The 20,568-nt window shown below is 69.1% G+C and carries 18 protein-coding genes; 11 read left to right on the top strand and 7 right to left on the bottom strand.

The annotated features are described in order from the left end of the window. Positions 1-77 precede the first annotated feature (77 nt). Complete coding sequence (locus IMX13_RS04720) at positions 78-1,598, bottom strand: thioredoxin family protein (RefSeq protein WP_193395940.1); 1,521 nt, start codon at positions 1,596-1,598, stop codon at positions 78-80. A gap of 196 nt (positions 1,599-1,794) precedes the next feature. Between IMX13_RS04720 and IMX13_RS04715 the strand changes: the two genes are divergently transcribed. The 9 genes from IMX13_RS04715 to IMX13_RS04675 all read left to right on the top strand — a co-directional run bounded on the left by IMX13_RS04715 (position 1,795) and on the right by IMX13_RS04675 (position 12,887). Next, positions 1,795-2,730, top strand: a complete 936-nt coding sequence (locus IMX13_RS04715) for a TIGR03571 family LLM class oxidoreductase (protein WP_193395889.1) — start codon at positions 1,795-1,797, stop codon at positions 2,728-2,730. A 138-nt stretch (positions 2,731-2,868) separates the two neighbouring features. Next, complete coding sequence (locus tag IMX13_RS04710; protein WP_065175219.1) at positions 2,869-3,180, top strand: DUF3817 domain-containing protein; 312 nt, start codon at positions 2,869-2,871, stop codon at positions 3,178-3,180. Between the two features lie 152 nt (positions 3,181-3,332). Further along, positions 3,333-4,529: an MFS transporter gene (locus IMX13_RS04705; RefSeq protein WP_128987972.1), complete on the top strand. Its 1,197-nt coding sequence runs from the start codon at positions 3,333-3,335 to the stop codon at positions 4,527-4,529. Next, a complete protein-coding gene (locus IMX13_RS04700) occupies positions 4,526-5,719 on the top strand; it encodes an isochorismate synthase (RefSeq protein ID WP_128987973.1) in 1,194 nt (397 codons plus the stop codon). The genes IMX13_RS04705 and IMX13_RS04700 overlap by 4 nt, the downstream gene beginning before the upstream one ends. Next, the gene (locus IMX13_RS04695) at positions 5,716-7,362 is read left to right on the top strand and encodes an AMP-binding protein (protein WP_193395888.1); all 1,647 of its coding nucleotides are present in this window, start codon (positions 5,716-5,718) and stop codon (positions 7,360-7,362) included. The genes IMX13_RS04700 and IMX13_RS04695 overlap by 4 nt, the downstream gene beginning before the upstream one ends. Beyond that, positions 7,362-7,994 (top strand): isochorismatase family protein, encoded by a 633-nt coding sequence (locus IMX13_RS04690; RefSeq protein WP_193395887.1) that lies wholly within the window; start codon positions 7,362-7,364, stop codon positions 7,992-7,994. The genes IMX13_RS04695 and IMX13_RS04690 overlap by 1 nt, the downstream gene beginning before the upstream one ends. Beyond that, the gene (locus IMX13_RS04685; protein WP_193395886.1) at positions 7,994-8,251 is read left to right on the top strand and encodes a phosphopantetheine-binding protein; all 258 of its coding nucleotides are present in this window, start codon (positions 7,994-7,996) and stop codon (positions 8,249-8,251) included. The genes IMX13_RS04690 and IMX13_RS04685 overlap by 1 nt, the downstream gene beginning before the upstream one ends. Next, a complete protein-coding gene (locus IMX13_RS04680; RefSeq protein WP_193395885.1) occupies positions 8,248-12,138 on the top strand; it encodes a non-ribosomal peptide synthetase in 3,891 nt (1,296 codons plus the stop codon). Before IMX13_RS04685 ends, IMX13_RS04680 begins: the two co-directional genes overlap by 4 nt. Continuing rightward, positions 12,129-12,887, top strand: coding sequence for a 2,3-dihydro-2,3-dihydroxybenzoate dehydrogenase (locus tag IMX13_RS04675; RefSeq protein WP_193395884.1), 759 nt, complete (start codon positions 12,129-12,131; stop codon positions 12,885-12,887). The genes IMX13_RS04680 and IMX13_RS04675 overlap by 10 nt, the downstream gene beginning before the upstream one ends. Before the next feature lie 22 nt (positions 12,888-12,909). Here IMX13_RS04675 and IMX13_RS04670 read toward each other — a convergent pair whose 3' ends face one another. From IMX13_RS04670 to IMX13_RS04655, 4 genes are read right to left on the bottom strand one after another with little or no spacing between them, the layout of a single operon-like run. Then, on the bottom strand, positions 12,910-13,287 hold the full coding sequence (locus IMX13_RS04670; RefSeq protein ID WP_193395883.1) for a DUF2894 domain-containing protein: 378 nt from the start codon (positions 13,285-13,287) through the stop codon (positions 12,910-12,912). Next, positions 13,277-13,915, bottom strand: coding sequence for an OmpA family protein (locus tag IMX13_RS04665; RefSeq protein ID WP_053517790.1), 639 nt, complete (start codon positions 13,913-13,915; stop codon positions 13,277-13,279). The genes IMX13_RS04670 and IMX13_RS04665 overlap by 11 nt, the downstream gene beginning before the upstream one ends. Next, positions 13,912-16,089: a DUF802 domain-containing protein gene (locus IMX13_RS04660; protein ID WP_193395882.1), complete on the bottom strand. Its 2,178-nt coding sequence runs from the start codon at positions 16,087-16,089 to the stop codon at positions 13,912-13,914. The genes IMX13_RS04665 and IMX13_RS04660 overlap by 4 nt, the downstream gene beginning before the upstream one ends. 11 nt (positions 16,090-16,100) lie before the next feature. Further along, positions 16,101-16,754 carry a DUF3348 family protein gene (locus IMX13_RS04655; RefSeq protein ID WP_193395881.1) on the bottom strand — a complete coding sequence of 218 codons (654 nt, stop codon included), beginning with the start codon at positions 16,752-16,754 and terminating at the stop codon, positions 16,101-16,103. Positions 16,755-16,898: 144 nt separating this feature from the next. Here IMX13_RS04655 and IMX13_RS04650 point away from each other — a divergent pair, with 144 nt between their 5' ends. Beyond that, complete coding sequence (locus IMX13_RS04650; protein ID WP_053519777.1) at positions 16,899-17,816, top strand: M14 family metallocarboxypeptidase; 918 nt, start codon at positions 16,899-16,901, stop codon at positions 17,814-17,816. A gap of 47 nt (positions 17,817-17,863) precedes the next feature. Here IMX13_RS04650 and IMX13_RS04645 read toward each other — a convergent pair whose 3' ends face one another. After that, positions 17,864-18,916 (bottom strand): sensor domain-containing diguanylate cyclase, encoded by a 1,053-nt coding sequence (locus IMX13_RS04645; protein ID WP_128988296.1) that lies wholly within the window; start codon positions 18,914-18,916, stop codon positions 17,864-17,866. A gap of 264 nt (positions 18,917-19,180) precedes the next feature. Between IMX13_RS04645 and IMX13_RS04640 the strand changes: the two genes are divergently transcribed. Next, positions 19,181-20,077, top strand: a complete 897-nt coding sequence (locus IMX13_RS04640) for a retropepsin-like aspartic protease (RefSeq protein WP_193395880.1) — start codon at positions 19,181-19,183, stop codon at positions 20,075-20,077. A gap of 97 nt (positions 20,078-20,174) precedes the next feature. Here the strand turns inward: IMX13_RS04640 and IMX13_RS04635 are convergent, their stop codons facing one another. After that, positions 20,175-20,516, bottom strand: coding sequence for an RcnB family protein (locus IMX13_RS04635; protein ID WP_053519774.1), 342 nt, complete (start codon positions 20,514-20,516; stop codon positions 20,175-20,177). Positions 20,517-20,568 lie beyond the last annotated feature (52 nt).

The following is a 20,568-nucleotide window of genomic DNA, read 5'->3' as shown; positions in this document are numbered from 1 at the left end:
CCAGCGGGCTGGCCGTGGGGAGACTGTTATCGCACCTCAACATTGGTTGAGGTCAACCCGCCTGCTCCTTCATCCACTCAACCCAGCCAATCCCTGCACGCCCCATCCACCTGATTGCCGCACGCCTGCTGCATCCGCTGCTGCAGCCGCGCCAGCGTCTGCGCGCCCTGGTGCTTGCCACTCCATGCCTTCAGCTGCCCGGCCAGGCGTTCGAAACGCTGGCGGGTGCGCTGGTGGTAGCCCGACGGCTGCGCCTCCAGTTCGGCGATCAGCGAGGCGGTCGCCTGCTCGATGCGCGGTGCATCGTCCGGCGCCAGCTTCAGCAGGCCTTCCACATACAGCACACCCCACTGCACGCGGGTCGCCGGGCCTTGCGCACCATCGTAGGCGCGTTTCAGCCACTCCAGCGCACCGGCGGTGTCGCCGCGCTGCTCGGCCAGTTCGGCCAGCTCAGGCATGTAGTAGTACGGCTGCTCGCTGCGCTTCAGTTCGGCCAGCAGCAGCGACTCCGCGCCGGCGTCGTCGCCGACCTGGCGCAGTGCGTAGACCGCGCTGCTGATCGTGGCCTGGCGTGCATGCGCATCGGTGGCGGCGGCATCGGCGGCGGCCACGCGCTGCTTGACCCGATCAACCAGAGTGGCGGGCAGTGCGCCCTTGGGCTGTTGCTGGCGGGCCAGCGACACTTCGGTCAGCGCACGCGACAACGCGTCGTCGGCGCGGTCGCCACGCTCGGCGTCTGCGCGCTCCAGTGCGACCAGCAGCTGCTGCCCGAGGGTGTTGCTGGTGGCCGGCCCGGTGCTGGCCTGCTTGACCAGCTGCGCGCCCGCATAGCCCAGCAGCTCGCGGTTGCGGCGCACCTCCGCGGGGTGCGCCAGCACCGCCTGCAGCAGCTCGCGCACTTCGGTGGGCGAGGTATCGGGCTTTTCGGCTGTCGCCAATGCAAGCAGAGCGAAACGGCGCTGCAGGGCGGCCTCCGGTGCGGCCTTGGACAGCTGGCGCAGCACGTCCTGGCTGTTGCGTTCGCCGGCCAGGCGGTTGGCGTCGACTTCCCAACCGTAGTCGCCCAACACCTGCCAGTCTTCGGCGGCCAGTTGCTCCGGCGTCGTCAATGCGGTGGCCAGGGTGGCGGCAACGGCACTGCGGCGGCCTGCGGCCACGGTCAGTGCCCGGGTCAGTTCGGCGGCATCGTTGCCGCCGGCCACGCGGGTGATTTCGTTGCGCTGTGGGTCCAGCACGATCAGGGTCGGATAGCCGCGCACGCCGAAGCGCTCGCCCCAGGCCTGCGCACCTTCCTCGTCGCCATCCAGGTAGACGGGAACGAATTTGCTGGTCAGCGCGATGAAGGCCGGGTCCTTGAACAGACCCGCCTTGAGCTGGTTGCACGGTGGGCACCAGACCGCACCCCAGTACAGCAGCACCGGCTTGCCGCTGTCGGCGGCTTCGGCGAAGGCGTCGTCGACGTCGCCCTGGCGCCAGGCGATGGCGGACGCCGGTGCGGGGGCCTCGGCGGAGTTGGCGGTGGAAACCGGGGCCGGGGTGCAGGCGCTCAGCGCCGAAGCCAGCAGCAACAGGGAAAGCGCAACGCGCATCGGCAGCATCTCGAAGGGCAGGGTGACAGGCCATTGTAGGAATGACCGCAGAGGCTGCTGATTCAGTTTGCTCATGAAGGGTGCGCTGCAGTGCATGACGTCCGCCGCCCGCACCCTCTGCCGATACTCCACCCCATTGAACTCGCCGGCTTGGCACGCACCTGCGGCAGCGCCGTTGCCGCAGGGCCCACGCTAAGCTGGCAGCATGAGCGATTTCAATCCTGCCTACGCTGCGCTGTTTGCAGAACAGGGCCTGAGCCTGGGACTGATGACGCCGGTGGCGGCGCACGGGTTGGCCGATCCGCATGAGGCGCGGCGTATCGCCCGGTTGGCCGATGACCTCGGCTTTGCCGCGCTGTGGACGCGCGACGTGCCCTTGATGGTGCCGCAGGGACCGGAGGCGACCGCGAGCGCGCTGGATGATCCCTTCCTGTGGCTGGGCATGCTGGCCGCCGCGACAGAGCGCATCGTGGTTGGCAGTGCGGCCATCGTGCTGCCATTGCGCCAGCCGCTGCAGGTGGCGAAGTCGGCCTTGAGCCTGGACCGGATCAGCGGCGGGCGTTTCGTGCTGGGCCTGGGTTCGGGTGATCGCCCGGAGGAATTCGCCGCGTTCGGCGAGGATCTGGAGGGCAGGGCCGCGACGTTCCGTGAGCGCTGGTCGTTGCTGCGGGCGGCGCTGTCGCCGCAGGCACACGAGCGGGCCGCCGTGCTGCAGGTGACCGGAGGCTTCGACGTGCTGCCTGCGCCGGCCGCGCGCATTCCGATGCTGGTGGTGGGTACCGCCAGGCAGAGCCTGCAGTGGATCGCCCGGGAGTCTGAAGGATGGGCCACCTATCACCGCGAGGAGGCTGCCCAGGAGGGACGCATCGGTCTGTGGCAGCAGGCGTTGGCGCAACAGGGCGCGGCGGGCAGACCGTTCGTGCAGTCGATGCTGCTGGACCTGCAGGCGGACCCGCAGGCACCCGCCGAGCCGTTGCCGCTTGGCCTGAAGGTCGGCCGCGATGGCCTGCGTGACTATCTGCTGCGCGTGCATGGGCAGGGCGTGGCGCATGTGATGTTCAATCTGGTCGACAACGGCCGGCCGGTGGAGGCCGTGCTGCGCGAGATCGGGGAGCGGGTGCTGCCGCGTATCCCCCGGTAGCTGTGCTGCGCCCGCCGGGCATGGCCCGGCGCTACCGATGTGGGCGGGTGTGACCCGACGGTGTCCTGAACGTTCGCATCTGCGTATCATTCGCATCTTCTGTCCCTGCAGGAGCGCGATGTGACCCCGGGCAATCCCATGCACCCCGTCGGACGGCTGTTCGCCGTGGTTGCCTTCATCGAGGCCATCACCTGGGCCGGCCTGCTGGTGGGCATGTGGCTGAAGTACGGCCCGCAGGCCAACGTCGCCCTGGTCAAGCTGTTCGGGCCGCTGCATGGCGTGGCGTTCCTGGTGTACGTGGCCGTGACCCTGTTCTCCGCAGTGCGCCTGCGCTGGCCATGGTGGGCCAGCGCGCTGGCCCTGCTTGCTGCTGTCCCGCCGCTGGTCACGCTGCCGCTGGAGTGGTGGTTCCGCCGTCGCGGCCTGCTGTCGCCGCGTGTGACGCGCTGACACGGCTGTTGCGGGTCCATTCAATTGAATGGGTATCAAATGCAAATACGAGCCGTTATCATTTAAGGATGGTGCCGCTGCGTGACGTGGCGGCATCGGGCGGAGCGTCGTGCTGGCGTTCTGCCGTCCTTCCCTGTCACGGCTGGTGTTCCATGCACGCACGTCCCGTCGTTCCCGGTTTGCCGGCCCTGGTGTTGGCGGCCCTGATCGGCACCATGGCCATGATGTCTTTCGTCGCCGTGATCGGCCCGGTGGTCCGGCTGCTGGGCCTGTCCGAATGGCACGCGGGCCTGTCGGTGACGGCTGCCGGCGTGCTGTGGATGCTGGCGGCTCGCCGCTGGGGCCAACTCAGCGACCGCATCGGTCGCAAGCGCGTGCTGCTGCTGGCGATGGGCGCGTACACCGGCGTCTACCTCGCGCTCGCCATGTTCATCGATGTGGCCCTGCAGGTCACGCCGCCGGTGGTTGTGTCGGTGCTGGTGCTGGTGGGCGCGCGCGGGCTGATCGGGCTGTTCTATGCCGCGGTGCCACCGACGGCCGCAGCCTTGATCGCCGACCAGGCGCCGGCCGGCCAGCGCACGCAGTTTCTCGCCCGTCTGGGCAGTGCCAATGCACTGGGGATGGTGCTGGGCCCAGCGGCAGCAGGCTGGCTGGCCTACACGCATCTTTCGCTGGCGCTGTATGTGGCCGCGCTGTTGCCGCTGCTGGCGCTGGCACTGCTGGCGTGGCGTCTGCCTTCGACAGCGCCGGCAGCGGCGGCATCGTCAGCACGACGGACGCCCCTGCGCCGTCTGGACCGGCGCCTTCGGCTGCCCCAGCTGGCCGCGTTCCTTGCAATGGTGTCGGTGACCATCGCGCAGGTGACGGTCGGCTTCTTCGCGATCGATCGCCTCGGCCTGGCAGCGGCCGAAGGCGCGCGCATGGCCGGCATCGCACTGACGGCTGTGGGCGTCGGGCTGATCCTGGCGCAGGCACTGGTGATGAAGCTGGAGGTGCCACCGCGGCGCTGGATCGTGCTGGGTGCATTGATCGCCGGTATCGGCTTCGCCTCGGTAGCCGCCGTGCAGCAGTCCTGGCAGCTGCCGGCGGCTTATGCGCTGGCGGCATTCGGCATGGGCTTCGTGTTCCCGTCGTTCCAGGCGCTGGCCGCCGATGCGGTGCAGGCACACGAACAGGGTGCCGCCGCCGGAACGGTCGCTGCGGCACAGGGGCTGGGCATGGTGGTCGGGCCGATGCTCGGCACGCTGTTGTATCGGGGCGGGCCGAGCCTGCCGTATCTGCTGGTCGGTGTGCTGCTGCTGTTGCTGTGCGTGCTGGCGGCAGCGCACCGGATGAAGGAGGCGACATGAACGATTCGCTCAGGGACGATGCATGGCAGGAGACGGCGCCGTTGCCGTTGCCGGCTGCGGATGACCCCACGCTGTTCCTGCTGCAGCATGCAGGGCAGCATGTGCATGCGCGTGGCTGTCGTGCGGCGCTTGCGTCCGGTCCGCTGGTGACGCTGGCCGGGCGCGTGGCTGCGTTCTTCGCGCAGCAGCGGGGCGGGCCGGGCCTGCTGGTCGGAGCGATTCCGTTCGAACCACGTGCTGACGATGCGCTGTACCAGCCCGAACGCGTGCTGCCTGCGTTGCCGGTGCAGCCGCAGGCTGCGCCTGCGCTGGAGGGTGTCGTGCAGGCCGAACCTTCGGCGGACGACTACGCCGCAGCGGTGGATAGGGCAGTGCAGGCCCTGCGTGATCCCCGACAGGACCTGCACAAGGTGGTACTGGCGCGCAGCCTGTTGGCACACACACGCCACGCCCTGACGCCCGATGTGCTGCTGGCGAGACTGGGAGCCGATCCGTCGGTGGCGACCTACGCGGTGCCACTGCCGGTGGAGCTGGGCCAGGCCCCGGCATGGCTGGTCGGGGCGACGCCCGAGCTGCTGCTGCGCAAGCGCGGCGCGCAGGTGCTGTCGCACCCGCTGGCCGGCTCAGCCCGGCGCAGTGCGGATCCGGTGCAGGACGAGCGTGCCGCGCAGACCCTGCTGGCGTCGGCCAAGGATCACGACGAGCACCGTCATGTGGTCGAGGCCATCGTTGATGGCCTCTCTCCCTATTGCAGCCATATCGATGCGCAGGCGCGGCCGGTGCTGCATGCCACGGCCACCATGTGGCACCTGGGCACCCGCATCCATGCCACGTTGAAGGATCCACGGGTGCCGGCCGCCGCCCTGCTGGCGCAGCTGCATCCCACGCCCGCCGTATGCGGCACGCCGCAGCAGGCGGCGCTGCAGCGCATCCGCGAACTGGAGCCGGTTCCACGCGGCTTCTACGCCGGTGCCGTGGGGTGGCTGGACGCGCAGGGCGACGGCGACTGGTACGTCGCCATCCGCTGCGCACGACTGCAGGGCACGCAGCTGCGCCTGTATGCGGGCGCCGGCATCGTCGCCGGGTCGCAGCCGCAGGCCGAAGTGGCCGAAACCGCAGCGAAGTTTGCTGCCCTGTTGAACGCGTTGGGCGTCAGTGAGCCCGCGCCCCCGACCGAGCCCCTCGCATGAGCCCATCTCCTTCCCGCCTGCCATTGCAGCAGGTATGGCCCGAAGACCGGGTCGCCCACTATCGCCGGATGGGGCATTGGCGCGGGGAGACCTTCCCGGCCTTCCTGCGCGAGCGCGCCGAACGCTACGCCGATGACATCGCGGTGGTGGCAGGTGATGTCCGACTGAGCTATGCGCAGCTGTGGCACGAGGCCGGGCGCATCGGCAGCGGCCTGCTGGCGCTGGGCCTGCAGCCCGGTGAACGGGTGCTGGTGCAGCTGGGCAACAGCGCGGGCTTCATCGCCACCGTCTGCGGCCTGTTTCGCGCCGGCCTGGTACCGGTGTACGCGTTGCCCGCGCACCGCATCACCGAGCTGGTGCACTTCGCCACAAAGGCCGAGGCCAGTGCCTTTGTCACCGCCGATGTGCACGAGGGTTTCGATCATCGCGGGCTGGCACGGGCACTGCAGGCGGAGGTGCCGGCCCTGCGCCACGTGGTGATCGACGGCGATGCGGAGGAGTTCGTCGGGCTGGCGAACCTGCAGGGCGACCGCAGCCAGCTGCCGGCCGACCCGGATCCGCAGTCGGTGGCGTTCCTGCAGCTGTCAGGTGGCAGCACCGGCCTGTCCAAGCTGATTCCGCGCACGCACGACGACTACATCTATTCGTTCCGTGCCAGCAACGCGATCTGCGGGATCGACCGCGACAGCGTGTATCTGGTCGCATTGCCGGCCGCGCATAATTTTCCGATGAGCTCGCCGGGCTTCTTCGGTGCGCTGTATGCCGGTGCCCGCGTGGTGCTCAGTCCGGGGCCGGGCCCGGATGTCGCGTTCCCGCTGATTGCACGCGAGAAGGTGACCTGCTGTGGGCTGGTGCCGCCGCTGGCCCTGCTGTGGGCGCAGGCAGCGGCATCGACGAAGCACGATCTGTCCAGCCTGCGGGTGCTGCAGGTGGGCGGCGCAAAACTGGTGCCGGAGGCCGCGCGGCGCGTCATCGATGGCCTGGGCTGCACGCTGCAGCAGGTGTTCGGCATGGCCGAAGGCCTGGTGAACTACACCCGCCTCGACGATCCCGAGGAACTGGTGGTGGCCTGCCAGGGACGTCCGATCAGCCCTGACGACGAAGTCCGTGTGGTCGACGACCACGATCAGCCGGTTGCCGAGGGCGAGATCGGACATCTGTTGACCCGCGGCCCGTACACCATCCGTGGGTACCACAACGATGCCGCGGCCAACGCGCGCTCGTTCACCGACGACGGCTTCTACCGCACCGGCGACCGCGTGCAGCAGCTGCCCGGGGGATATCTGGTGGTGCAGGGGCGTGCCGGTGACCACATCAACCGTGCCGGCGAGAAGATCTCCGCCGAGGAGATCGAAGACCATCTGCTGGCCCATCCGGGTGTGTTCGATGCGGCGGTGGTGTCCATTCCCGATGAGTACCTGGGCGAGCGCAGCTGTGCCTTCGTCATCCGCCAGGGCGAGCCGATCACGGCACCGGCACTGAAGGCCTGGATGCGCGGGCGCGGGCTGGCGGCGTTCAAGGTGCCGGACCAGGTGGTGTTCGTGGACAGCTTCGATACAACGGCGGTCGGCAAGATCAGCCGCCGCGAACTGCGTGCGCAGCTGCGTGCGCGTCATCTGCAACAGACAGGAGGAACGCGCTGATGGCGCTGCCCCGCATTGCTTCATATTCCCTGCCGACCGCCAGCGAGTTGCCACAGCCGCGCGGCCCCTGGCGCCCGCAGCGCGAGCGGATCGCGTTGCTGGTGCACGACATGCAACGCTACTTCCTGGCAGCGTTCGACGCGGACAGCGAGCCGCTGCGCCCCGCCGTGGACAACGTCGCGCGCCTGCTGGCGCATTGCCGGGCGCAGGGAATTCCCGTGTTCTATACCGCCCAGCATGGCGATCAGGACCGGCGCGACCGCGGCCTGCAGGCCGACCTGTGGGGACCCGGCATGCGCCGGAGTGAGGAACATGAGCCGATCATCACCGCGCTGGCCCCGCAGCCGGGCGAGCACGTACTGGTCAAGCATCGCTACAGCGCCTTCCAGCGCAGCAACCTGGAGACGCTGATGCGCGCGCGCGGGCGCGACCAGCTGCTGGTGACCGGTGTGTATGCGCATATCGGCTGCACCGCGACCGTGGTCGAAGCCTTCCAGCGTGATATCGAGGCATTCATCGCCGCGGATGCGGTCGCCGACTTCTCGCGCGCCGATCATGAGCAGGCGCTGCACTGGATCGCACGGACCTGTGGCGTACCGATGACCACCGGCCAGCTGCTGGAGACACTGTGATGGATAGGATGGGCGATGTGCTTGACCTGGAACGGATGCGCGCGGACGTGGCGCGCGTGCTCGAATGCGAGCCGGCCGACATCGGCGATGACGACAACCTGATCGATCTCGACCTGGATTCGATGCGCATGCTCGGCCTCGTTCTTGCGTGGAGCAACACTGGCCTTCCGCTGGAGTTCTCGCAGCTGGCCGAGCACACCACGCTGCGCCAGTGGTGGCAGGTGGTGCAACGGCTGCAGGCCGCACAAGGCGCATGAACGGTGCAGCGCCAGCCTCACCGGTGGCATTGACCGAGGCCCAGGCGGGGCTGTGGTATGCCCAGCGCCTGGCTCCCGACAACCCTGCATTCAACACGGCCCATGCCGTATGGATCGACGGCGCGCTGGACGTGGCGGCGTTCACGGCCGCCGCCAACCAGGCGGCGGCAGAGGCGCAGGCGCTCGCACTGCGCTTCACGGAAGGCAGCGATGGCCAGCCGCTGCAATGGCATGAGCCGGCGCATGTACCGCTGCTGGCAGTCCATGATCTTTCCAGCGCTGCCGATCCGGTGGCCGACGCCAACGCCGCGATGCGGGCCGACCGGCTGAGCCCGGTCGATCCCACCCGCGACCGGATCAGCCAGCAGGTGCTCTACGCACTGGGAGGCCAGCGCTGGGTCTGGTACCTGCGCGTTCACCATCTCGGCACTGATGGCTATGGCATGGCACTGTTCAGCGATCGTGTCTGCGCGCTGTACGCCGGGCGCGGCGGCGATGCGCTGCCGCCCCTGGCCGGTGTACTGGCCGACGATGCGGCATACCGCATCGATCCGCGTCGCGAGATGGCCGGTGCCTGGTGGCGCGACCACCTGCGGGACGCGCCGGCCGCCGCTGGTCTGGCCGGCGTCGCCGCCGCCAGTGATGACGCGCTGCGCTGGGTGCAGCCGCTGGATGCCACCTTCCGTGAAGAGCTGCTGCAGGCATCGGTGCGCTGGCTGCAGCCGTGGCCGGATGTGCTGGCCGCACTTGCGGCCGAGTACCTGCGGCGGATGAGTGCGGCCGAGGAAGTGGTGCTGGGGGTGCCCTACATGGGGCGCCTGGGAAACGCGTCGGCGCGCGTGCCCGCGATGGTGATGAACGTGCTGCCGCTGCGCGTGGCCGCTGCCGAGGGCAGTGTCGAAAGCTACACCCGTGGCATCGGCCGGCAGTTGAGCCAGAGCCGCAGGCATGGCCGGTATCGCGGCGAACAGCTGCGGCGCGATCTGGGCCTGGTCGGTGCGCAGCAGCGCCTGCATGGCCCGCTGGTGAACATACAGCCGTTCTACAGGCCGCTGGCGCTGCCCGGCGTGCAGGCCACGCTGCAGGTGCTGTGCACCGGGCCGGTGGAGGATCTGGTGCTGGGCTTCCGCGGTGATGGCCAGGCGCTGCTGGATCTGGAGATCGAGGCGAACCCCGCCCTGTACAGCGACGCCGACGTGCAGGCGCATGCGCAACGGCTGCTGCATTTCGTGTCGGCGGCGCTGGATGCCGACGACATTGCCAGCGTGCCACTGGCCACCGCGGCAGAGGTCACGCAGGTGGTTCACCGCTTCAACGCGACCACCCATCCATTGCCTGCAACCACACTGGTGGAACTGTTGCAGCAGGGCATGGATCGCGACCCGCAGGCAACGGCGCTGGTCTGCGGCGACGCCACGCTTGAGCATGCCGCGCTGGAGGCACGCAGCTTCGCGCTGGCGGCACAGCTGCGCGCGCTGGGGGTGGGGCCGGGCAGTGTGGTGGCGGTCGCGCTGCCGCGTTCGATGGAGCTGGTCATCGCCCTGGTGGCCGTGCTGCGTGCCGGCGCCGCCTATCTTCCGCTGGATCCTGCACATCCCGACGAGCGCCTGGCGCGCATCCTGCGCTCGGCGCGTCCGGCCTGCGTGCTGGCCGACAGCACGATGGCGCACCGGGCCGCAGGCGTGCCGGTGCTGCCGCTCGATCAATGGATGGCACAGGGGGCTGCCGCGCCCTGGCCGGACCCGGCGCCGGATGATGCGGCCTATGTGATCTACACCTCAGGCTCGACCGGCGACCCCAAGGGCGTGGTCATCGAGCATCGCGCCATCGTCAACCGCCTGCTGTGGATGCGCGAGCACTACGGCTTCGGCGCAGACGACCGCGTGCTGCAGAAGACGCCTGCCACGTTCGACGTGTCGGTCTGGGAGTTCTTCCTGCCGCTGCTGTGCGGTGCAACGCTGGTTCTCGCGGGTCCGGATGCGCATCGTGATCCCACCGAGCTGGGCCGGCTGATCCGCGCGCAGGGCATCACCACCGCCCACTTCGTCCCGTCGATGCTGGACGCCTTCCTCGCGGCGCCCGCCTCGCAGGGCCTGCAGCTGCGTCGGGTGTTCACCAGCGGCGAAGCGCTCGATGCCTCGCTGCGCGACCGCTTCCATGCCCGCATCGACGCGCAGCTGCACAACCTGTATGGGCCTACCGAAGCCGCGGTGGACGTCAGTTACTGGCCGGCCCCGGCAGGCGATCGCTCACGGCCGGTGCCGATCGGCTTCCCGGTCTGGAACACCCGCCTGTATGTGCTTGACGCAGGCATGCGACCCTTGCCGGTGGGCGTGCCGGGCGAGCTCTACCTGGGCGGCGTGCAGCTGGCACGGGGCTACCTGGGCCGCGACGATCTCACCGCCGGACGTTTCCTGGCCGATCCCTTCGTGGCGGGCGAGCGCGTCTACCGCACCGGGGATGTCGCGCGCTGGCGCAGCGACGGAGCGGTCGAGTATCTGGGCCGCAGCGACCATCAGGTGAAGCTGCGCGGTCTGCGCATCGAGCTGGGGGAGATCGAGGCGGCGCTGCGGGAACTGCCCGGCATGGAGCGCGTGGAAGTGCTGCTGCGCCACGACCTTCCCGGTGACCCACGGCTGGTCGCCTATGTGCCGGTGGCAATGGCCGACGCCGCTGCCCTGCGCGCGCACCTGGCGGCGCGCGTGCCAGACTACATGGTGCCGTCGGCGTTCGTCGGGGTCGATCACTGGCCGGTGACCACCAACGGAAAGCTGGATCGCAGCGCGCTTCCGAAGCCGCCGGAGGTCGGGGTGACCGGTGTCGCACCGCGCACGCCACTGGAACATGCGCTGGCCGCCTTGTTCGCACAGGCACTGGGCCGTGAGCAGGCAGTTGCGGTGGATGCGGACTTCTTCAGCCTTGGGGGCGACTCGCTTTCGGCCGTGCACCTGCTGCTGGCCATCGAACAGCGCTGGCGCTGCGAGCTGGGCCTCGGCGTTCTGTTCGCGGAGCCGACGGTGGCGGCGCTGGCCCGGCGTATCGCCGAACCCCCGATGCTGGCCGATCATGCCTTGGGCCCGGTCATCGCGTTGACCACGACCGATGGGAATGAACCCCCGCCGCTGTTCGTGCTGCACCCGGCAGGCGGCATCGCCTGGAATTACCGCGCGCTGGCGCGTGCGCTGCAACCGGCGCGGGCCGTGTACGGGCTGCAGTCGCCGGCGCTGGACGCCGCGCAGCCGCTGCCGGCCAGCATCGAGGCGATGGCCAACGAGTACGTGCGGCGCGTGGTGACCTTGCAGCCGCGGGGGCCGGTGCACCTGCTCGGCTGGTCGGTGGGCGGGATCATCGCCCAGGCGATGGCCGTGCGCCTGCACGAAATCGGTCGCGAGGTCGGCGAGCTGGTCCTGCTCGACGCCTATCCCAGTGAGTGCTGGCGGGCCGAGCCGGAGCCGGATCCGATCGCCGCACTGCGGGCGTTGCTGGCCATCGCCGGTCACGATCCGGACGCTCACCCGGAGCTGGACAGCCGCGAGCGCATTCTGGCTTTCCTGCGTCGAGGTGGCAGTGCGCTGGGCAGCCTGCCCGACGTGGTGCTGGACGGCGTGGTGCGCGCGGTCACCGGAACCAACCGGCTGATCCGCGAGCACCACCACCGTCCATTCGACGGGACCCTGGTGCATGTGCGCGCAGGGCGCGACCACCAGGCACGACCACAGCTGCAGTCGGCGCTGTGGAAGGCGCACGCGCGCACGGTGCAGGCGCTGGAACTGCCGTTCCTGCATGCCGAACTGACCGGCCGTGATGCGGTGGCGCAACTCGCGCCATGGCTGTCGGCGCGACTGCGGCATTGGGATGAACAACAGGAGATCGCAACATGCAGTTGACCGGTTTTGAGGGTCGCGTGGCGCTGGTGACCGGCGCAGCCGGGGGGATCGGCAACGCGCTGGTGAAGCTGCTGGTCGCCGCCGGCTGCCAGGTGGTGGCCACCGACCGCGAGTCGCCCGCGATCGTGGGCGAGCGCGTCCATGCCTGTGCGCTGGATGTCAGCGACAGCGCAGCGGTCGATGCGCTCATCGACCAGGTAGAGGCGAAGATCGGACCGATCGCCCTGGCGGCCAGTGTGGCCGGCGTGCTGCAGGTCGGCGCGGTGACGGATACCTGTGATGCCGATTGGCGCCGTGTTTTCTCGGTCAACGCTGACGGTGTGTTCCATCTCGGCCGCGCACTGGCGCGGGTGATGTCACCGCGCAGACAGGGCGCCATCGTCACCGTCAGCTCGAACGCCGCAGGCGTGCCGCGTCACGGCATGGCGGCCTACGCTGCCTCGAAGGCGGCAGCGACCATGTTCACCCGTTGCCTGGGCCTGGAGCTGGCGCCACTGGGCATCCGCTGCAACATCGTCGCACCCGGTTCGACGCTGACCGCCATGCAGACCGGCATGTGGGAAGACGCGTACGGTGCCGAGCGGGTGATTGCCGGCAACCTCGACACCTACAAGGCGGGCATTCCCCTGCGTAAGCTGGCTACGCCGGAGGACGTTGCCCAGTCGGTGATGTTCCTGCTGTCCGAGCAGGCCGGGCATGTGGCGATGAGTGACCTGTACGTCGACGGCGGCGCCACGCTGCGCGGCTGACCCCCTGATGCAGGGCCGGGCCTCAACCGGGGTTGCGGGGCTTGCGCGCGCGCTTCGGTTTCGCCGCATCACCGCCGCTGGCCGCACCGTCCTGCAACGCCTGCAACCACGACAGGGTATCGACGTAATCGATGAAGTGGCGCAGATAGCCGGGGCTGGCGGCCTGCATCGAATCGAGCATGCGCTGCACCAGCACCGCAGAGTTCAGCGGGCCGCCGTCGGCGGGGGCCTCGGTGCGCAGCGAACGGCGCACCTGCAGTTCACTGCGCAGCTCCGACCACTCGCGCTGCACCTGTTGCAGCATCGGCACCTGCGGGTAGTCCGCCAGTGAGCGCGACCCCGCATCGAGATCGCGCACCAGTGCACGCAGCCCCTCCAGCGCTGGCAGCTTACCTGCCATCCGGTGCCCTGGGCCTGGGAATCGGCGCGATCTCCACGCGGCGGTTGCGCGCGCGGCCATCTTCGCTGGCATTGGAGCTGACCGGTTGCTCGCTGCCGAAGGCGGCGGCGAACACCGCATCGGCCGGTACGCCATCGGCGATCAGGGTACGGGTCACCGTCAGCGAACGCTGCGCGGACAGTTCCCAGTTGTCGGCGAAACGACGGTTGCCTTCGCGCACCGGCGCATCATCGGTGAAGCCGCTGACCATCAGGATCTCTTCGCGGCTGCCCAGGTAGGCAGCCAGCGGTGCGGCCAGGCTGCGCAGCAGCTCCTGGCCCTCCGGCTGCAGCTGGTCTGAATTGAGGGCGAACAGCACACTGCCGCTGATGCCGATGCGGCCATCGACCAGCGTCACCCGGCCCGCCGCCAGCGGGCCGGCCAGTGCCTGCTCCAGCGTCTGCAGGCGCTTGGCTTCGGCCTGGCGCTGCCTGACCTCATCCTCCAGCCGCTGCGAGAGTTCCAGCTGGACCGCTACCACGCCGACCAGGATCAGCACGAACGCGCCGAGCAGTACCGACATCAGGTCGCCGAATGCCGCCCAGATCGGCGCGTGCGAACCGCCGTCGACCTCCAGCTCGTCGCTCATGCGGTGCCGGCCTTGCCGCGGCGCGCGGCCAACTGTTGCAGCTCCTCCATCACCTGTTTCTGCGACAGCAGGCTCAGGTCGACCACCTCGCGCGCCTGCGCCACGTAATAGGCCAGCTGCTCGTCGCTGCGGGCCAGCGAGGCATCCAGCGCGCCACCGATCTGTTCCAGCCTGCCCGACAGCTCGGCCGATGCGGCGCCGAACTGGGCCACGGCGTCGCCGAAGGCGCCGGCAAGGTGGCCGACTTCAGTGGCGCTGCCATCGAGCAGTGCAGCGATGCCGTCGAGCTTGCCGGTTTCGGCCGCGATGTGGTCGGTGAAGCGGTTGCCGACGCGCTCCAGCAGTTCCGCCGAGCCGCCCACCAGTGCATCGACCGCGCTGCGTTGTTCATGCGAGGCATGGTTGATCGCATCCAGCAGGGTCTGCACCGTCGCCAGCAGGCGGCCGCGCTCCTCCAGCATCGCGTTGTCGCGCACCAGACTCTCGGAGAGCGTGCTGCGCAGCTCGTTGATGACGTCGGCAGCGGCCTTCGGTGCGGCGGCAGCCGTCTGCAGCAGGGTCGAGACTTCCGCGAGCGTGGCGCTGGCCTGGGCACGGCCGTTCTCGCCGATCTGCTGCGCGGTCTCCGCCAGCGTGTCGCAGATCTGCTGCTGCTGCGCAGCCAGGCGTTCTCCATCGGCGTGCAGGCGTTCGGCCAGATCGTTCGACAGGGTGTGCAGCGCGTCGCTCCAGCGTTGCAGGCGCTGTTCGTCCCCGGCCTGCAGTTGTGCCTGCAGCGCGGCGTGGGCCTGTTGCAGATGGGTGCTGGCGGCCTCCCAGCGCGCCTGGCGCTGCTGCTCGTGGTCCTGCAGCAGCGACTGGCTGGCTGCATGACGTTCTTCAAGCGCGTGAAGCAGCGACTGGGCCCGTTCGTCCAGATGCTGGCTGACCGCCTCCAGTGCCTGCTGCTGGCGCTCGACCAGCGTGGTGTTGAGCGCATGCTGCTGGTCGGCCGCAGTGCGCCACGCGTCGGTCTGGCGGTCGGCATCCGCCTGCAGCCGTTCGCCGATGCGTGCCACCACTGCTTCGCCGTGTGCACCTTGGGCATCGCTGAAGGCCTGCAGATGCTGGCGAAGGTCGGTCACCAGCGCCTGCTGTGCCTGGGCCTGTTCGGCCATCACCCGCGTCCAGCTGGCTTCAGTCGATACGCGGCTGCGCTCGAAGCCGTCCGCCAGCCCGGCCAGCTGCTGCTGCACCGCCTGTTCAACGCGCGCATGCAGGGCCTGGCCGTGGCTGGCCAGGCCAGCCAGCGTGGTTTCCGCCATCGGCTGCAGGGCACCGCCGATGGCCGCTGCGCTGGCTTCGGCGCCTTCGCGCAGCGATTGCTGGAGGGAGGCCGCCAGGCGCTCCTGCAGCGCCTGGCTCTGGCTGAGGAACTCGGCCTGGCCGGCCAGCAGCCGTTCGTTGGCCGCCAGACTGTGCTGCTCGAAGGCACCGGTCATCGCCTGCAGGCGGTCGACCAGGGCCGGCAGCGCTGCGGACTGCGCCTGCAGCAGTCGCAGGGATTCGGCGCGTTGCCACGCCTGCGAATACGGGTGCAGCGGGCCGGAGATGGCACGGTCGAGCTGCTGCACGGCCTGCAGGCGATCCCGGCGCAACAGCGCCGAAAGCAGCCCCAGCATGGCCGAACTGGCGACACCGGCAATCGACGTACCGAAGGCGACGGCCAGGCCCTGTACTGGGGATGCCAGCGAGCCGCGGATGGCGGCCATGTCGGTGGCGCTCTGCAGGGCGAGGCCGGTGCCGCGCAGGGTGTCCATCATGCCCAGCAGGGTGCCGAGCATGCCCAGCAGCACCAGCAGGCCGACCAGGTACGGTGTCAGGACCGGGCCGGGCAGGGCGGTGCGCTCACCTTCCACGCGCAGGCGCACGGCATTGCGCAGGCTTGCCGGCACGCGCTCCAGCCAGGGTGCCAGGCGCTCCTCGGCGGCGGACAGATCGCCCAGGGCATCGCGCAGGCCCGCGCTGGCCTGGCGATAGCGGTACAGCTCCACACCACCGGCGATGTAGCAGGCGGCAATGACCGCCGCGACCGCTGCACCCAACGGGTGCACCGAAACGTAGCCGATGCCGATCCAGCACACGGCCAGCAGGCCGACAAGGAAGACAACGACAGGGAAAGCAGTTCTGGACATGGTGTTCCGGGTCAGTGGGAGCGCAGGGCTGCCAGCAGCCCCTCGATCGGGTGGAAGCGCAGCTGCAGCTCGGCAAGCAGCAGCGAGCGCATGTCATGGCGGAATGCGGTGCGCCAGCCAGGCTGGCCATGCACGCGGTCGAAGCGGGTGCCCAGCACTGCCGGGGCGATGGCCAGCAGGCTGTGCTCGCGCGGGCTGAGGGTCTGCTCCATCACGGCGTCGATCTCGGCCAGCCGCGCCAACTCGGGCGAGGCCCGCAGCAACTGGTCACGGAGGCGTCCGCGCAGGCGTCCGGTCGCGGTCTGGATGGCCTGCTGCAGCACCCGGTAGCGCTGCCGCAACGAGGCAAAGGTGGGTGTGGCGGCCGCCTCGGCCAGATCGAGCAGGCGCTCGGCTTCGGCGTCGTCACGAATCGACGCCAGCAGGCTGGCATGGGCCTGCTCGCAGTCGGCCAGCAGGTCGTCCATCGCCTCGCCCGCGTCCGCCGCTGCAGGCCCGCGTCCGCCCAGTGCCGTCGACAGCGCGACAGCACGGCTCCAGTCCACCCACTGACCGAGGCGATCGGTCAGGACGGGACTGGTGGCCGGCATCGCGCCGTCGCTGAGACGGGCGAGCAGGCGAAGGAAATCCGGTCCACCCAGGACCGTCTGCGCTGCGTTCGCCATCAAGGGGTGAGGGGCCAAAAACCGTTGATTTTACAGCCAGATGAGCCTGGCTGGATGAAGGGCGGGACGGGTGGGCGGGCCCGCAGGCGCCACAAGGCTTAGAATGACCGGCTGCACTCACCACGTTCGACCTCTGGAGCACCCATGACTGTTGCGCAGTTCTACCCGATCGGCACCCCCGGACAGCCCTGGGGCGATCCGGAACGCGCGCAGTGGCGGGCCCGCCAGCAACGCCAGCGCAGCTACCATGACGATGTGGTGGCGGCGCTGGAACGCCTGGACGAGCGTTTCGACGTGATCCAGTACGGGCAGCTCGATTACGCGCCGGACCACTATCCCCTGTTCGCCGTGGTCAACCACGACTGGAACCCGGCACTGCCGACGGCGCTGGTTACCGGCGGCGTGCATGGTTATGAGACCAGCGGCGTACACGGTGCCCTGCAGTTCCTGGAGCAGCAGGCCGAGCGCTACCTGGGGCGTCTGAACCTGATCGTGGCCCCCTGCGTGAGTCCGTGGGGCTATGAGCGCATCCAGCGCTGGAACCCCGCTGCCCTGGACCCGAACCGCAGCTTCCGCGACGGCGGCCTGATCGAGGAAGCCGCCTCGCTGATGCGCTGGGTGGCCGGGCGCAAGGCCGACATCCGGGTGCACCTGGACCTGCACGAAACCACCGACAGCGACCTGCACGAGTTCGACCCGGCCCGTTGCGCCCGTGATGGCAAGCCCTTCGAGCGGGACACCATTCCCGATGGTTTCTACGTGATCGGCAACAGCGAAGACCCGCAACCGGCGTTCCAGCAGGCGCTGATCGCTGCCGTGGCGCCGATCACCCATATCGCCCCGGCCGATGCCGAGGGCAACCTGGTCGGCCTGCCGTTGCAGTCGCCGGGCGTGGTATGGGGTGAATCGCGCTCGATCGGGGCCTGCGCCGGATTCACCGATGCACGTTTTGCCACCACCACGGAGGTCTACCCGGACAGTCCGCGTACCCACCCGCAGGAGTGCAACGACGCGCAGGTCGCGGCGGTCTGTGCGGGCCTGGATTTCGCCCTGGCGCACTGATCCCGACCGGGAATGCGACCGACCGGGATGACGCTGCTACGCGGCCATTACTCGGCGAAACTGGCGGTGTCCTTGCCTTGCCGCTTGGCGTGGTAGAGGGCTCGGTCGGCCAGTGCCAGCCAGTCCTCGACACTGCCGTGTCGCGGGCTCGCAGCGACTCCCATGCTGACACTGAAATCGCTCGCCGGTCCTGTCCGGCGTGCGTTCTCGTGCAGGCGTTGCCGGATGCGTGCCGCCATCTGCATGGCGTCTGACGCGGCGCAGTCGCGCAGCAGCACGACGAACTCATCCCCCCCGAGCCGTGCAGCTGTATCGGCCGGGCTGGCGAATTCGCGAAGTGTCGTGGCGATATGCCGCAGGACCTGATCGCCGGCGCGATGCCCCTGCGAGTCGTTGATGCGCTTGAAGTCATCCACATCCAGCATCAACAGGCACGCCATGCCACCGTGGCGCTGTGATTTGTCCAGCGCCTGCTGGGCACGGTGGATCAGGAAGCCCCGGTTGGCCAGCTCCACCAGCGGATCCATCCGGCTCAGCCGCCGCAGCTGCCGGTTCTGTGATTTGACCCGGCGCGCGAGTTGCCAGCTCAGGATGCTGAGGCCGATGCCGTACACGAACAGGAACGGCATGCTCAGCATGATGCTGCGTTGCGAGGTGGTCGGCTGGTAGGGGAAGCCCAGCGCGAACCAGACGAGTCCAAAACCCAGCACCAGCGCCAGCGTCGCCCGCAGCGCCAGCCGCACTCCCCCTGCTGCGATCTTGTCGGCCACCAGCAGAGCGGTGAACAGCGCGCTGGGCACGATGCTGAGGGCGATGAACGCGATCCACGCGCCGCCAAGGAAGGAATCGAGCACCATGCAGCGGAACTGGGTGGCGGCCGGCTCGGGGGAACGCCGGGTGAGGACCAGAGCGATCGTCGGCCATGCCAGCGCGTTGAGCAGCAGCAGCGTCCATGGCCACACGCCATCCTGGCGTTCGAGCAGGATGGAGGCCAGAGGGAGGGCCGCCAGGCTGCTGCCGACGAACCGCATCCAACCGATGCGCCGCGCCGCGCCGATACCCTCGACGGCCACCTCGGTCGAATCAGTGAAGTAGGGCATTGCCGATCCCCCCAAGATCGCACGACCAACGGCGCTCCACGGTGGAGCGCGCTCCAGCAGTCTGGCATTGCGACGTCAACGGCCCGTGCATGCTGCGGTCGCCGAGGTCAGCGCCGGATGGCAACACGGGGCCGCAGGCGCCGGGCGCCCGTTTGCTTCGGTCCGGAATCATCGAGGGCAGCGCGGCGGGCGTCTAAACCTTCTGCACCCCTGCCGCATCCAAGGCAGGCGGCAATCTGCCGTTGCCTCCACTGGAAGCCATCAATGCGCCAGTCCATACGCTCGTGGTACGTCGCCCTGGTTGCGGGGCTGCTTGTTCTTCCGCAGCCCTGCGCCGCGGCCGGGACGATCACCCTTCCTTTCGAGCAGGACAAGGATCACCGGATCTATGTGGAAGGGCGGATCAACCAGTCAGGACCGCTGCGCTTTCTTGTCGACACCGGCGCTGACGGACTGGCAGTCACGGTTGCCACCCGCAAGGCCGCGTCGATGCAGGTCGATGACCGCTCCGAGAACACCGGCTCCGACGGCGTGAGTTTCGTGGACTACAGTACCCACAACACGGTCGTCGTGGGAGACATGCGCCGGACGATGGGGGCGGCCGTGATCGACTACGGCAAGCGTCCGTTCGACGCCGTGCTTGGCTGGACATTCTTCGCGGGGCGCATCATCGAGATCGACTACGACCGCAAGCTGCTGCACGTGCACGACAGGTTGCCGGATCTGCACGGATACACCCGCGCGAACGTCCGCTGGATCGACAATACGCCCGCCATCGAAGTGCTTCTGCGTGAGGGTGGCTCGACACTTGCGGCCTGGCTGTTCATGGACACCGGCAGCAACGGCGCCATCGATCTGGGTCATGCGTACAGCTCGCGCCACCGACTGCAGGAGGTGTTCACCCGCACGATCGGTACCTCACAGTTCAGCGGCTCGGCGGGAAGGAAGATCCGGGCCGTCGATGCACGGATCGCATCGGTCGATGTGGGCGGGCTGCGACTGGAACAGCCCAAGGTGTCGTTCACCATCGATGAGGATGGATCCAATGCCGACGGCACGCTGGGCAGCGAAACACTGCGCAACTTCAACATCCTGCTGGATACCAGAACCGGGCAGCTCCATCTGCGGCCAAACGGTAACGCGCGCGCGCTGCCGAACTAGCCCTTCAGCGCCCACCGCTGGACGCAGCAGCGGCAGGCAGCGCAGGAAGGGCTGACCCATCGCGCGTCTGCGCCCGATCGGTCAGCCAGGGCTGCGTTCACCGACGCAGCGCGTCGACGATCACGCCGGTGGCGATTTCAACAAGCAGATACTCGGTGTCGCTCTGGCGGACCCAGCGCTGGCCGCGGCCGGGATCACGCAGCCTGTAGCGTGCGTAGTCATCCACCCAGTAGCGACGATCCACTTCCGCCCACGGCAGATGATCACCGCGCCGCCATGCCTTCTTCTGCCATCCTGGCGGCGGTGCGTCGCGATTGTGCGGCCCGCCTGCGTGCGGTGGGGGACCGTTTCCGCGGGCGTGGTGCGGCGGATCCGCCCAGGCCGGTGCGACGGCGAGCAGTGCCACCATCAGAGCAGGTACGACGTGTCGGGTCCTCATGGCATCCTCCTGTCAGTGGCCGGTCCTGCCGGCCTGGTGAGGTGGACCATAG

The sequence above is a fragment of the Stenotrophomonas sp. B2 genome (assembly GCF_014947095.1).
Lineage (GTDB): Bacteria > Pseudomonadota > Gammaproteobacteria > Xanthomonadales > Xanthomonadaceae > Stenotrophomonas > Stenotrophomonas maltophilia_P.
This window is presented reverse-complemented; position numbering and strand designations above follow the sequence as displayed.